11 protein-coding genes are annotated in these 14398 nt (G+C 63.6%); 4 read left to right on the forward strand and 7 right to left on the reverse strand.

What is annotated here, in order from left to right; translation table 11 throughout:
- Window positions 1-60: 60 nt before the first annotated feature.
- Window positions 61-585, reverse strand: coding sequence for a hypothetical protein (locus tag CBF90_RS02040; RefSeq protein WP_141097115.1), 525 nt, complete (start codon window positions 583-585; stop codon window positions 61-63).
- A 161-nt stretch (window positions 586-746) separates the two neighbouring features.
- On the opposite strand from CBF90_RS02040, the gene CBF90_RS02045 reads away from it, so the two are divergent.
- Together CBF90_RS02045 and CBF90_RS02050 are read left to right on the forward strand one after the other, a co-directional pair.
- The gene (locus CBF90_RS02045; RefSeq protein WP_141097116.1) at window positions 747-2111 is read left to right on the forward strand and encodes a hypothetical protein; all 1365 of its coding nucleotides are present in this window, start codon (window positions 747-749) and stop codon (window positions 2109-2111) included.
- Window positions 2112-2337: 226 nt separating this feature from the next.
- Window positions 2338-3117, forward strand: coding sequence for a hypothetical protein (locus CBF90_RS02050; protein ID WP_141097117.1), 780 nt, complete (start codon window positions 2338-2340; stop codon window positions 3115-3117).
- Here the strand turns inward: CBF90_RS02050 and CBF90_RS02055 are convergent.
- The 4 genes from CBF90_RS02055 to CBF90_RS02075 form a co-directional block, all read right to left on the reverse strand.
- Window positions 3104-3898, reverse strand: coding sequence for a DNA adenine methylase (locus CBF90_RS02055; RefSeq protein ID WP_088379776.1), 795 nt, complete (start codon window positions 3896-3898; stop codon window positions 3104-3106). The two genes, CBF90_RS02050 and CBF90_RS02055, sit on opposite strands and share 14 nt — an antisense overlap.
- 266 nt (window positions 3899-4164) lie before the next feature.
- Window positions 4165-5568, reverse strand: coding sequence for a serine/threonine-protein kinase (locus CBF90_RS02060; RefSeq protein ID WP_172407770.1), 1404 nt, complete (start codon window positions 5566-5568; stop codon window positions 4165-4167).
- 405 nt (window positions 5569-5973) lie between these two features.
- Window positions 5974-6693: a hypothetical protein gene (locus CBF90_RS02070; RefSeq protein ID WP_088379778.1), complete on the reverse strand. Its 720-nt coding sequence runs from the start codon at window positions 6691-6693 to the stop codon at window positions 5974-5976.
- Between the two features lie 40 nt (window positions 6694-6733).
- Window positions 6734-7000, reverse strand: coding sequence for a hypothetical protein (locus CBF90_RS02075; protein WP_141097118.1), 267 nt, complete (start codon window positions 6998-7000; stop codon window positions 6734-6736).
- 368 nt (window positions 7001-7368) lie between these two features.
- Here CBF90_RS02075 and CBF90_RS02080 point away from each other — a divergent pair, with 368 nt between their 5' ends.
- Both CBF90_RS02080 and CBF90_RS02085 read left to right on the forward strand, forming a co-directional pair.
- The gene (locus tag CBF90_RS02080; protein ID WP_088379780.1) at window positions 7369-7884 is read left to right on the forward strand and encodes a hypothetical protein; all 516 of its coding nucleotides are present in this window, start codon (window positions 7369-7371) and stop codon (window positions 7882-7884) included.
- A 493-nt stretch (window positions 7885-8377) separates the two neighbouring features.
- Entirely contained in the window at window positions 8378-12007 is a 3630-nt protein-coding gene (locus CBF90_RS02085) for a lipopolysaccharide assembly protein LapB (protein WP_141097119.1), read from the forward strand.
- A gap of 113 nt (window positions 12008-12120) precedes the next feature.
- Here the strand turns inward: CBF90_RS02085 and CBF90_RS02090 are convergent, their stop codons facing one another.
- Both CBF90_RS02090 and CBF90_RS02095 read right to left on the reverse strand, forming a co-directional pair.
- Window positions 12121-12882: a DUF4238 domain-containing protein gene (locus CBF90_RS02090; protein WP_141097120.1), complete on the reverse strand. Its 762-nt coding sequence runs from the start codon at window positions 12880-12882 to the stop codon at window positions 12121-12123.
- The gene (locus CBF90_RS02095) at window positions 12875-14311 is read right to left on the reverse strand and encodes a hypothetical protein (protein WP_088379783.1); all 1437 of its coding nucleotides are present in this window, start codon (window positions 14309-14311) and stop codon (window positions 12875-12877) included. Before CBF90_RS02095 ends, CBF90_RS02090 begins: the two co-directional genes overlap by 8 nt.
- Window positions 14312-14398: the final 87 nt, after the last annotated feature.

Genomic DNA, 14398 nt, shown 5'->3' on the forward strand with positions numbered 1-14398 from the left:
AGCGACGCTGAGGACGTTAGTGAGTGGGTCTAGGCTGCGCGGCCTTCGCTGGGCGGTAGCTCACTCCGCTGTCAGATCCATTAGGTTCGCCGCCGCCTCCAAAGTTGGCACCCACGTCAGGTACACCTCGTCGGTGTCGTAGACATCGAATCCGCCCCGCTTGCCCGCTGCGAGGTACCCAATCGTCTTGTAGTTGCTGGCCCACTTCACGAGATAGACGTATCGGCCACCGATCATCCGGCTGGTCATGACGCGACCGAACCGCTGGTTGGCGCCGCTGATGCGCGCCCGTGCAGGCTGCGCCTGCCCGCCGACCGTTCGGGGAGTGTCAGCGGTCGGCCCTGTGTCCGCGGGGGTGGGCGAGGGCTTCTTTCGCGCGGCTAGCAACTCCAGCAAGGCGCCACCGACGAGGCTGACGGCAAGCACGCCGAGCACCAACCAGTACCAGGCGTTCGGTAGCCAGGGGTGGGGGTGTTCGGCGTCGAGGAGCGTGACGCCGACAGAGGTGACATACAGAGCGGCGGCAACGCCCGCGAGCCCGAACAGGGCTCTGCTTGCGAGGTGCATCAGGTGTGCACCGCACACCGGTCAAGGTTCGAGGAGATGGCTTCCACGAGACGAGTTTCCCAGCTCGCCACCTTCGCGATAACGATCGTTCTGGAACACGCCGCAACCGAGGCAACGGACACTGCCGATGCCAGGTCATCCCCACCGCTAGCCTGAAGTGACCAACAAGGGGGTACACGGTGGGGGACGAAGAAGTAGAGCCCGTCGAGATACGGCAAGTGTCTGAACGACGATTCAACGCTCACGTGGTTTGGGCGCGCGGGCCTGGCGGGCTGCCGCCGATCAAAGAAGTGGACTGGCTGGAGATCGCGCCTGCACGGGTGCTTGCCACGATCTTTCTGGACCTCACCGACGAAGACCTGCACAGCGCGGTCATGGCTCCGGATCTCGCCGGTAGGTACCGCGGTGTGGAGATCCTTCAAGACCATGCGGACCTCCGTGAAGCCGTCCAGCGAACCGCGGCGAGCATGGCTCGCGTCCACAACGACTACGACAACGAGCGAAGACAAGGCGATGAGAAGGCATCGGTGGACTTCTTCGCGAAGGTTGCGAAGGAGAGCAAGCTGCACGAGCGCTTCAAGTACCTTCGCGACAGTCCGAGCGCCATCGCCGCAAAGAGGCTGATCGAAGTAGCGATGCGCTGGTACGAGAACCAGGACGGCTCGTACATCGAGCAGTTTCAGACAACCGGCTTTGATGCGCGGGTCTGGGAACTCTACCTATGGGCCGTGCTCAGGGAAGCGGGCCACCGGGTAGAGCAGCCGAAGCCTGCACCGGACTTCCTGGCGCGAGGCATCGTGGGTGACTTCTATGTGGAAGCAACCACGTCGAACCCTCCGCCCGCCAACCAGGTCGTTCCTCTGCCGAAGACGGAAGACGAGATCTTCGAGTACGTACACAACTATCTGCCGACTCGTTTCTCTGGACCGCTGTGGGCGAAGCTAAACGACAAAGGCTACTGGACGCGCGAAGGCTTGGACCTGACCATCCCCTTCGTCATCGCCATCCAGGACTTCCATCAAGAGCTGTCGATGACGTGGAGCCAGTCGGCCCTCTTCGAGTATCTGTACGGCGTGCGCATCGAGGACGTTGAGTCCGATGGCAAGGTGCAGCGCGTCGAGGTGCCGGTCTCTCGGATCAAGTGGGGTACGAAGGACTTCCCTTCGGGCTTCTTCAAGCTGCCGGACTCAGAGCATGTCAGTGCAGTGGCGTTCAACGCGGCTGGGACGCTCTCCAAGTTCAACCGAATGGGTATCGCGGCGGACATGGGTGATCCGAGCGTGACGGTGAAGCACCGGGGCCGACGCTACTCGAAGGACAACACCGGAGTAGAGGTTGACTTCGAGCAGTTCGTCGGACCCGGCTATGAAGAGGACTGGGTAGACGGCCTCACGGTGTTCCACAACCCGAAAGCGCTGAACCCACTTCCGTTCGAAGCCTTCCCCGGCGCGGCCCACGTGTTCGAAGAGAACGGACTGCACAGGCAGATCTCTCCAGCCGGTCACCTCGTGTCGAGCACAACGCAGATCGTTTCGCGCGGCTGAAAACGATCGGTTGCGGGACGCCGGACTGCTGTGCCACGGAGGCATACGAAATCTAGCCGTATCGAAACCCAGCGGATGGTCGTGATAAGAAGATGTAGGTTGCACCTCGACACTAGCCGCACGTTGTGACTGCGCGGTCGCACTGTGCTCGTGGCTCAACCTGGTATGCGCTATCGGCGGTCCCTGTGGTTGGGTCGCCGCAGACGGGGACTGCTTGAATGAGAGAATGACGACGCTTCCATTCCGTGACCGCCCTTTGTCTGGGGATGAGCTCGAAGCGCTACGACTGGTTCTGAGCACGTACCGCGATGGCTCCGGGCAGAACCAAACCAAGGCTGGCTCGATGCCGGGTTTTCGGGATTTTGAGCGCGGGCTTGCCAGCATCATCGGGGGGACGGCCGCAGAGAACAAGGGAGTGTTCGATGTGCTGCGCCTCGCGGACGAAGGCCCCAGCTATGGCGTGTCCTGCAAGATGGCGGCGTTCGCGCCGGCTGCGCGGGAGGCTGCGTTCGTTGAACTGAGCAACGCTGCGGCGAAGTTTCGCACCCATCTCGTCGATCGGCAGATCAACTGGGTTACAGAGCCGGGGTTGGCTGGCCCGGCCTTGGTTCAGTTGGTGACGTCATGGCACGAAGCCGACGCGCAAACTCATGGGCTGTCATTGCAGGCAAGCAAGTACGCGGTTCTCAGTCGTAGTGCGAACTGGCAAGAGTTCCAGTTGTCAGCGTTCCCGCTCGACCTCTACGGCTTCAACCCCATCGGGGACATTGAGTGGGAGTCTACGAAGACCCGTATCGACGGGTTCGTCGACGTCGAGGGCAGGCGGCACCTGCTTTGGCAGTGGTATCCCAACAGCGGCGGCCAACTCAAGTGGTGGCCGCCGCTGGCGTGGGCAGATTGGGCCACCCCAAGGTTCACTCTGGAGGAGCCACCTCTCGTTCAGCCTACGCAGCGCGCTCGCGAGTATTTTCCGACGCTATGGCCGGCCGGGTTCACAGAGGCTTGACCCACAGCACTTCTGACCGTGCGGCTCCTTTCTCCACCTTCGGAGCTTTTGTGACGACGCGTCGCCAACCGACCAGGGTCTCGTCGTAGAGACTATTCGCGTATCCGCTGATGACGGCCGGTCCCCGGTGGGTCACGAGCGCTTCGAGAAGCTGCACATGGTGGTCAAGGTCCACTTCCTCCGCGTACATCTTCTGGGTGCGGGTTTCGTGAAGATACGGAGGGTCGGCGTAGATCAGCACATCGGCCCCGTTGAACCGGCGCACCACGGACAGCGCGTCTCTACTCTCGATCTCAGCATCCGACAACCGCCACGCCAGGGTCCGCAATTGGTGTGGAACTTTTTGCCACCTGTGCGACATCCCGCCCGCCCGCTGATGCACTCCACGGTTCTTCCACCCGGTCTTCTTCGCGAGGTCAGAGGCGTGAGCTTGCCACACACGGACCACGAACCGACGTGCGTCCTCCAGGTCGTCACCGCTGGGCTTGTCCGACTGCTCGTACTCGGCTCGACTCCACGGGGTGGTCTCGAGCGCCCAACACAGATCCTCGGTGCGGTCACGCAGCATCCGCCACATGTTAGAGACCTGACCGTTGAGGTCGTTCAGAACCTCATGCGGAGACGGCTGTTTGTTGAAGAAAACCGCGCCACTACCGAAGTACGGCTCGACGTAGTGAAAGTGGGGCCCAAACTGAGCAACGATCTGCTGAGCGAGTGACCATTTTGAACCTGGGTACCGTAGCGCTGCGGCCGCGGCGCGGGGTGTCTCGGCGATGGTCATATGAGTCCATTCAAACTGTTGGAGGCGTGCTCTCAGGGTAGGTGAGAAGTCGCCGTTTGGCCAGCTCGGCCCCAGGGCGACACGCAGGTCTCGACCCGCTACCGGTTCCGGCTTGGTGCTTCGCGAGCGTTGGGGTGGCGGGCTTCCTTGATGCCGTGGTCTCGGCCCCGAGCCCGTGCGTTGCCTGCTGGGGTGTGTGAACTACCGATCTATGTCTCGCGATCGTTTCTGGCGAACGCCGCGAACATGTGCGTAGGGTCGCGCCGTCAGTAGCGGCGGCGGGGGTACGTCGTACGACCGTCCGGGAGGCTGGACAACCTCGGAAACTTGCCTTGCGCTGCCAATCCGAACCAGGTGGCCCACCTCTGAACGAAGTCTTCAGGGTCGCCCGGATCGAGGGAGGAGATACCCCAGCCCAGTTGGCCGCCACCAACTGCGCGGCTGGTCAGAATAGAGAGCCCTTCTGGCCCAGGTAGCGCTCTAGGTTCGTTGTCGAAGTCTGCGCCCCAACCCTGCATGAACCCCATCTCGTACCAGACGTAGTGGTGGGGCTCGTCGAAGTCTCCGAAGTAGAGCGAGTGGCCGCGAGATCTACCTCTGACAGAAAGCTCGATGCTCGAAGCTGCAACGACATCCAGCGTCCCCCCAGAGGACCCAACAGGCTGCAACGGGGTGATTCGCAACTGAGCGCCGCCCAGCGTCAGGGCGACGCCACCCCCGCGCCGTTCCGCACTTGTGTCGGGCGCACTGTCACGGATGAACTCGACCACCTCTTCGATAACTGCCTCATGGCCCGACCTCGCCGCCGAAACCAAGTTTTCCCGACGCTCCGCTTCGGTCCGTGCCACCGCGGCGGCCGCCTCAGCTTCTGCCCTTTCGGCGAGAAGAGAAGATTGCGCTTGCCCAAGCGCCTGAGCTGCGGGCGAGGTGGCCTCGGTTCCCACACGGGCGAGGCGGGCTGTGATGTTGGCCGCTGAAGGCCGTGCCTCAGCTGCCTTCCCGAGACACTCGTTGACAAGCCAAGCCAGTTTCCGCGGCCCCTCAAGCATCGGCGCGACCTCGGTTAGATGCCCCATCCGTATCTGCTCTCGGGTACCAGTGAAGGGGCGATGCCCCGACAGTAGCTCGTACGCGATGATGCCAAACGCATACACATCTGTCGCGGAAGTGGCGCGCTCGAAGCGCCATTGCTCAGGGGCCGCGTAGGGCGCGGTCATCGAGTCCTTCAGCGTATCGGGAGCGGTCGTGGCTTCGATATACCTTGCGATCCCGAAGTCACAGAGTGCCCACGCCCCGTCTAGGAACAGGATGTTCTCGGGCTTCAGGTCGCGGTGAACAGCCGCTGTCGCGACCTCAGCCAGCCCCTGTGCAATGTCCTTGAGGATCGTGATCGCTTCCGGCACTGAGACTGGTTTGGACATTCGATCTCTCAGTGAAAATTCGGCGCGAGGCATGAACAGAACCCATGAGTCCTCTGTCTCTTCCACGTGCAACACGGGGATGATGTGTCGCGAAGGTGGCAGGCCGGACACCACCAACTGTTCGCGGTCGCCCCCGGCGGCCTTCTTCACTACCTTGGCGGCACCGGGTCCCGACGGCCCCCAGGCTTCATACACATGACCAAAGCCGCCGCGGCCGAGAGGCTTCTCGACATCCCACTTCCACTCCATGGCGAGAGAATAACGACCACCTGTGACACGGGGTGCCATCCAGCCAGATCACGCAGCCGACGACGATCTTTTCCGGCCGGCGCATCGTGAGGGGCGAGCGCGAGAATGACGTGGTGAATACATCTGAGCCCTCACGCCCGGTGTACGTCCTAGGCGCTGGGTTCTCCCGTGCAGTTCACGAGATCGCGCAGCTGTGCGTCGACACGATCAGGGACAACACCCAACGAGGCCTCGAGTACGCCCGCAGCCAAGGCCGGGTCGGGGGTCGGCCAAGTGTGATGACACAGGAGCGAATCGCAACGGCTCGGCAGCTACGCGCCGAGCACCATAGCTGGGAGAGCATCGGCCGTGTGCTCGGGGTAGGGGCGTCGAGCGTTCGGCGGGCGCTGTCGTCCCGCGACTGAGCTAGCTCGTGATCTGGGCAATCGCCTGGTCCACGCCTACATCGATCACCTTCGTGACAGCCGAAGTGGCGCCAACGAGTATGAGATCACGCGCCACGTTGAAGAACCGTGCGCTCTTCTGCTTCTCGCCGCGCACGGACTCTTTCGCGCCTTGCTGGATCAAAACTGCCGCGAGCTCATTGCTCAGTCGGCGCACAAGAGCTGTGCCGAATGTGTCGACATCGGCGATGGCCTGCTCGAGCTCGGCAACGAGCGCTGTGAGGTAGGCCCGGGACTCGCGGTCCTCTACGTCCGCGAGAAGATCTCGCACTGCCTGGATCGACTTCTCGACGCGCTGTCGGCCCGCAGCGTCGTTCTCGACGAACGCGTCCATCGATTGGAGCACGTCCCCGAGGGATCTGAGCGAATCGATCACCGCCCTGTCGATGACGGCAGTACGGTATGAGGCCGTGCTGCGGAACGGCACGGTGTACCCACAGACTGCGGCATAGATCGCCGGGATATGCCTCCGGAAGTGGGTGGCTGGTCGCCGGCTCTCCACCAGGACGATCGCGCGCTCGACTTCCCGGATCAGATCGAAGACACGGGCATGGAAGGCCCAGAACTCCGTGCTGTCCTCCGGGTTGCCGAGGTCGCGGGAATCTTCGAGCGAGTGCCCCGCCTCGACGAACGCCCACCCCTCCAGGATGTCAGCGAGCGCGTTAGCGGGGTCATCGATCATGGCGTCAGTTTAGAGAGACTGCGCGACATGGCAGTGACGTTTAATCCTCGTCGTCGTCCACGCTGTCGCCGCGCTCGACGGGTATGGGTGCTCCACGGCCTCGAGCTGCAACTGTGACATCTTCCGTGCTCTGGCGGATCGGAGTGAGCGAACGGCGAATGGTGGACACCATCTCGGCGACTGACTGCCCCCGCAGGTCAGGCTCAGCGAGCCCCAGACCGTGCGAGCCGCGGTCAAGGGCCTCGAGAATGCGAACGTCTGCTCGCGTGTGAGCCTGATAGGTGTCCTTGAGGACCAGCACGACCATCTCGCGTGCCTGACAACTCTGGTTGGAGCAGTAGAGCTCGATCCGTCCAGTGTCTGCGGCCTCGTCCTCCCATGACCGTGTAGCGCTCTCCTCGCCGCAGAAAAGGCACGTCACACGTCTGTCAGGGGATCGGAACCAAGGCCTTTTGTCAGGCGCCCAGTCGTTCATTTCGTTGCTCCTCGGGTGTTGCTCTTCGGATGGTCTGAGCGTACGCGGAGGGGCAGGCGTCAATGCGTGCTTGCGACGCCCGGCTGGATCGCGGCATGCGAGCCCGGGCGCCGGGCGCGGAGCTGGGAGCTTGTAGCGTGCCCACTCGAAGTCAGAGAGCCGCCCACCGTGCGACGCGCGCCGAGTGGCAAAGTTGCGGGGTGAGCTTCCTCGACAGTTTCGTCCCGCAGCTGCTTGCGACTCTCGTGGGCGGCGCGATTGGTGTGTTCGGCGTCTGGTTGGCTTTTCGACTGCAGCGGCGCGCAGCGGCGCGTGATGACGTGGACCGGGCGGTGGAGACTTTGCTGAACCGCATCGCGGACCATGTGGAAGCGGTGCAGGCCTACAACGCGGAGTTCAACATGATGCGTTGGGGGAGAGACCAGAAGCTCGCGCGTACGTTCCCACACGCCGCACCCGTTTCGATCGCGGTCGAGGTCCTGCGGATGCGCACGAGCGGAGGCGAGCGCGAGGTAGCTGATCGACTCGCTGCGACCTGGCGTCACGTCGCGAATTCACCGGCCTCCTCCCGCGGCAGCGCCGCGGGCCACATGGCGACCGCGATCACGCAGTGGCGGCTGGGGGAAGCTCGCACGACGCTCCTCGGCAGCCTCGACACGGCGCGGCAACTCTCCCTAGGTGAGAACAAAGTCGACACTGTGGCCGACGCGGACTGACAGAGTGCTGTGGGCCACCCGTGAGCTAATGGCAGTTCGCCATCACAAGCCCACAGTCCTCAATGAAGCAGAACGGTCGATAGCTGGCCTGACCTGCTATTTTCTCTGATATTGATGATTATGTCAGTTTCCTGGTTCGCAGGGATCATGTTGCTGACTCGGCGTCAGTGGACGCGCGGACGTCTTCCGGTGGATCGGAAGCTCAGCTCCGTCGAGGAGACCGCGACTCAAGGCGTCGATGTGACATGGAGGTAGCGCTGCGGCATCGGCAGTGCGCTGTTTCCGTCCAGCGAACTCAGCATTTCCGAGCGTCGGGAGCATTAATCAGGCCGACTCCTCGCCCCATGCACGGTCAGATGCGGTGCCGTCTCGCCGCCTGAGGAGTACCAGGTGTCATGATCGGTTGCAGGCGAGCAAAGGGGGCACCTTGCCTGAATGGCTATCGGCGCTACTAGGACCCGGGCTGTGGTTTGGCAAGTGGGTCACCTATGAGATGCGCGTCGTCCGCATCGTTCGCAAGCGCGCACGCGAGCACGGCCTCGAGTTGAACACTCGAGCTCTGAGGATGCATCTGTATGCGAGACATTTTCTCGAGAGGATGCGAGACGATGCGGCGCGTCCGGCCCTCCGCGATTCGCTGGACGCGTTCACGGCAGACAGCTCCGTCACGAGCGACCAGCTGTTCAGCTGGATCGAGCAGGCTGCCACCGATCGGGCTGACGCTGTCGTCGCCTCGAACACTAACGCTGCATCCGTTCGAGAGCGCATCGATTCTGTTAAAGACGCTGTCGTCACGAGTGACCACGACCGAACCCTCCGGGAGACGCGCCTGACCGGAATGCGCCCTTTGCGAGCACTGGCCGCGCGCGAGGCACAGCAGGTGTGGCCGCGCCTCGACACGGTGCTCGGCCTCCTCGACGGGCCAGATCGAAGCGCACGGCTTGATGGGTGGGCACACCGCGAGCCACAGTTCCTCAGCGACGCCCCGGCGCAGGTCTGGTGCTGGCTAGCAGACTTGGCCGACGACGCCGGCGCCGCATCCTCGTCTGCAGTGTTCCTGGACAAGGCGCTCACACTCGGCGCCCACCCGCTCGGCTACTGGGAGATCCGACGCGAGTGGCTCAGACGCAGCGAGCGGGACAGCAACAGTCAGCCCAGCCACCAGAGCACGCAGAAGTCCCCTAGCGACACCGAACACGCTCTCGTGAAGGCGTGGCAGCTAGAGCTCAAGGGCGATACCGACCAAGCGCGCGACGTACTCGAGGCCTGGGACCCGAGAACAGCAGCAGAGACCGCCACGCGGTCTCTGCTGCTGGCGCGATTTGCCGCAAACCAGAACGATCACGCAGAGGCGGTTCGACTCGCCCTGCCGCTCTTCGAGGAGACCGGAAGCCCCGCCGCGGTCATCATCGCCGCGCAATCCCTTGTCGCCCAGCAGCTGTTCGAGTCCACGGCACTGCATGCGGGCAATACTGCTGACGCGTTCGCGCTGCTTATCAAGGCTCGGGATCTCTTCCGGCAATGGCAAGTCGATTCAGTGAACGTGATCGTTCTGGCAGCTACCATCGCGCGGTTGCTGAACGACCCGCTGCGCGCGTTGAGTCTGATCACGGCTGAGCCGAATGGTGAAGCGACCCCGATGGAGGCGGCAAGCCTGAAGATCCGCGCCTCGGCGGCGTTGCTGCACGCCGACAACGGTGACCTCGAGCAGGGGCGAGCACTCGTTGACGAGCCCGACCTCGCACCTGCGACGGCAAGCCACCTCCGAGCACTGATCGCCTTGGCCGACGAGGACGACGAAGCAGCTGCCCGCCACTTCGAAAGCGCCCTCGACCTCACTGACGACTACCAGGAAAAGGGAACGTTCGCGCTCGCGCTGGCGCGGCTCGGGAGATTCCACCCCTTCGCAGAGAAGCAGCGCGCTGCTGGCAACGCGGTGTTCGCCGAGCATCTGCGGCTGATCGCGGACGCCGCGAGCGGAGCCTCCGGCGGTATGGACCGGCTGCAGGCCGCGGCGCATACGTCTGCCAATCTGAGCCTCATCCTGAGTGAGATTTATCAGACCCAGGGAGAGACCGAGAAGCAAGCTCTCACCCTTGAAGCTGCCGCCGCTCGAATGAACGACTCCGACGTTTGGCTCGCCGCGGCTCGTGTCCGGTGGCAGCGAGATGAGCCCGACGAAGCGCTGCACGACGCCGAGGAAGCTCGCGCCAACGCCCCGCACCAGTGGGGTGCCTATCCCCGGACGTATGCACTACTCGTGGAGCTGTACTCAGCAAGCGGCATCTGGAGCAAAGCGCTCGACGCGGCCGAGAATCTCGTCCGGGTAAGCAGCAACGACCCCCTCGCGGTCTGGACGCTCATCTCCTGTCAGTACTACGCCGGCGAGTTCGAGGCAGCTCTGAGAACGTGGGACACCCTGACGGATAGACAACGGCCGGTCCGCCGTCAGCTGATCCACGTGTGGCTGGGTCTCTACGAGCAGTACGGCGAGCTCGTCGGCGCCACCGCAGATCTCGTCGCCATTGCCAACGACTGGGCGGAGGACGAGTACATCCGACGCCGCATCGTCGGGCTGCTCATCGCGCCGCGCAGAGCCCCGGCAGCAAAGCCGACAGATGAGCTCCGACACGACCAACCGGATGACGGCCTCCGGGAGCAACACCCCGACGGCGACGGCGGAGACCAGGACCCCGAACAGCTCGCGCGAGCTGCGCTCTTCAGCAACTACTTCCGCGACTTCCCGGACGGGGCAATCAAGCGTCTCGAAGCCATTGACGAGGATGACGACGACGATACCGCTGCCGGGGCGAAGTTGATGGCGCAAATCATTGACGCGGTGGGAGAGCGACCGGACACCTCAGAGTTCGACGCGAAGATCTTCACCGGCCTCCTGCCCGTAGGCACCGTCAGCTACGCCCACGGAGGCACCCTGGCCGAGGCCGTCGTGACTCATGCCTCTGGCGTGAGATTTAGTTCGCGAGGCGACGACTTCGAACGAAACGTCGCGCGTCTCGCACTCGCCAACTCGGTGGTGGCGGACACCACATCGCTGTTCTTCTTAGCGACACTGCCCGAGGAGTTGAGGCTGGGTCTCACGGGTGTGTTCGCCGGCCTGGGCGTATCGGCGGATCAGTTTCGCGACGCGGTCTCCGGGCTCTCGCGGGCTGAGCGATTCGGCTACGCGACTTCGATCACGGGTGGGATGCGCGGCCCCGTCGCGCTCCGGGCCCGCTTCACAGACGAGGCGAGTCTCGACGTCAGCCGCCTATCCGCGCTCGTGGAACTGATGCGGCCCCTGGCCCGGCACGAGCGCCCACGGACGACCACCCGCGATCGCGCGGAGCAGCTGAAAGACGACACCTGGTACGCGGCAGCAGCTGTCGCGAGCGACGTACGAGCGCTGTGGTCTGATGACCGAACTTTGAACATCCTGGCCGCTGACTTTGGAGTACGGACATTCTCGACCCCCGCACTATTGGACGTCCTCGAGGAGGACGGCCGGCTCGCGTCCGACATCGTGAGACAGGTGCGAGCGCACCTCGTGGCCGAGCGGTACGTACATGTCGACTTCGATGAGGACATCTTCGCCAGGGCTATGACACTTCGGCCCGGCGCCGCAATGAACGTCGCGAGCGTAGTCGAGCACCTTGACGGCGCCCGCGCCGAAGCGAAGTGCGACTTCATGCTCTCGCACGCCGCTCAGCACACACCGGATGGAGTACGGCTGGAGCGGTGGATCTCGGCGACGGTGCGCTGGATGATCCGCATCTCCCCGGATGAGAACGCTATGGCGTCCAACCTCGCGATACTCGCCGGTAAAGTCCTCAAAGCCCCGTGGGTTGTGCCCCAGACGTTCGCGTACGTGGACGCGGGCTTCACTGACGCTCGGCAGAACCCCAACACACTCCCTGGCGCGGGCAGCCCTGGTGGCACAGGCAGCCCAGGCCCTGCACTGAATCTCGCCAGCGACGAAGACCCGCTCGTCCGCGAGCTCGAGCGCCGTTTCCGATTCGTTGCCAGCACAGACCGCATGCTCGCCACGCGGTGGCTTTTTGCATTAATGGCTGGGCTCGATGCGTCCGAGAGGCCGCGATATACCGCGATCATCCTCCGGCCCTAGAGAGCCACTAGCGCATCAGCGGAGCGTGCGTTCGCTGGCGATGCAATTCGACGATCGACCACACTTCCGGACACACAGAGCCGATGCCGAGGCCACCGATAGGGGATCTTATGTCAGCTTGAAGGCTGATGCCGCGCTAGATTGAGGGTTCCCCTTAGCCCCACGAGCCATCGCTTGCTGTTCTTGGCGATCGCTGCGCTAATGGGGAGGTGCTCTCGGAGCGCTTCCCCCACGACCAGGAGTTGCGTAGGCGACAACGGGAACGTGACCGTCGACACGGGCGATCCCTCCGCCGGGGACCACAACATCACCGCTCCGTCACCAGTGGCAAGAGGCCGCTCCTGCAGGAGGATCTGCCAGTACCAGTGCTCGAGGCCGAGATCACGCAACTGCACTATGTCGTCCAGGCCCCGCGCGAGCGTCAGGAGATCGCCGAGCGCGAGTTCGGCGGCCTCGATTGTCCCATCGGTTCTCAGGACCTGGGCTGGGACCCGCACGCCGGCGCGATCGGCGTACCGTCCCCGGTGTAGGTGCATGTCGAGGAAGGCAATCAGGGCGTGCATGTCGTCGGCCGACAGGTCGGTCTCGCCGCGGCGGAGCTTGTCGATCGCGGGGATGCCGGCATCTTCGACTGCAGCGAACTCGGCCTCCAGATCCTGGGTGAGAACGGAAGAGTCGTAGACGTAGCTGACGATCGTCGCATTCTTGATGGACGAGGGGTACCTCTCGCCCTTCTGCTTGTCGATGACCTCGATCACGCCACGGGAATCTGCCCAGGCCTTCAAGTAGCCCCGAGAAACCATGTGCGCGCGTCTGACGCCCTTCTTCGCGCTGCCTTGCCCCGCTGCGGCAGGCCCGCTCTCGCGGTCATCCACGTCCCGACTCGACGATCTTCTCCGGGTGCCACTTGATCATGTATGAGAGAAGCGGGTCCAAGATGCGGATCGTGGCCTGGATGCCGGTGCCCTGCAGCTCAAAGACTGGCTGAGGTATGGCGTCTGCTGCGACGAGCTCGGCAAACGCGAACTCCTCGTCGTCGCTCTCGTCATCCAGAGCATCCTCAGGGGCGGTGCGGTTCTGCGCTTCCAGCGCTGACGTGGTGTCTTTCGACGCGAGTAGACCGAGATTGCGAGCCTTCAATTCGAGTGCGAGTCGGCCGAGCTCCTTGCCGTCGATCTTTAGACGGTCGCCCACGTGTCGCTTCAGCTCTGACAGCGGCAGCTCGTGTGGCGAGCCGAAATCGTGTAGCGACTGCATGATCAGCTGATAGCCGTCGAGCTCCGCTGGTGGGTCGGTGGGGTACGACTTCTTCTCACGCTTACGACGCGGGTCCGGCCCGGCGGAAAGCTTAGCTAGCCAGCCCAGCGCTTCGTCGTCCTCCAGGGACCGGAAGAACTTGTCTATGTCGTCGGGGGCGCGGACCTCCTCGACAGGGGCGCGCTCGTCGCTGCGGTAGATGCCGTTCTCCATCTCGCAGAGGTCGAGACACAGCTGTTGCATGATCTGCGGGCTGCCGAAGCTCTGTTCAGCGAGGTTGGTGATCAAGTCCGGCGCGGCCCACAAGCGCAGCGCCTTGAGCCCCTGTGTCGCGATCTGCTCGAGTTCGTCAACGCCCCAGCGGGGTACTCTCACGGTCTTCCGGCGCCCGCCGGTGTTCGTTGTCGAGAACGCGGTGTCGAGCTCACCCCCGGGAATCGTGCTGAGGATGACGGCGCACCCGAGGTCCGCGAGCGGACGAAGCGCGAGCACGATGGCTCGTCGTGCCGCAGCGTCGGTTACGAAGTGGAAATCGTCGATCGCGATGACAACCTGCCGGTTGTTCGCGCGGAGCAGCTCGACCGCCTCGGTGACGGCGACCGACGGGTCGACGTTGAACTTCTGGACGGAGGAACTGCTGTCCTGCTGCTCACTCGTAACGTTGCTCTGGACCGCAGATCCTGCACCGAACAAGCTCACCTGCAGACGTGCGAGGAAGCCCCAGCTCGTCTTGTCACTGCTCGCCAGACCAGACTCCTTCGACGTCGGAATCTGGAGCTGTTGAGCAAGCTTCAACCAGAGATCGTCAGCGCCGCTACCCAGACTTTGCCCCGGCAGGTACACCGACCATGAGTCCTTCGGTAACATTGCGAGAAAGCTCTTCACCAGAGTGGTCTTGCCGAGCTTGGTGGTGCCGAGAAGCGACACGAAGTAGCCTCCTCGGTTGACCCAGCGCGACAGTTCGCTAGACACGTCCGTGCGGTCGACGTCGGTGACGGTCGGTAGCTTCGCCGGGGTGAACACGTCGGCGGTCAGGATGATGGACACATCATCACTCTATTGGTGGGGTTAGCGGGCGTGATCGAACGCAGGGCTGGCAGGTTGGGTAGCTCGGCTAGGCCGACGCGTCGGCGC

Origin of the sequence: Microbacterium sp. AISO3 (genome assembly GCF_002204305.1) — a bacterium.
Taxonomy (GTDB): Bacteria; Actinomycetota; Actinomycetes; order Actinomycetales; family Microbacteriaceae; genus Microbacterium; species Microbacterium arborescens.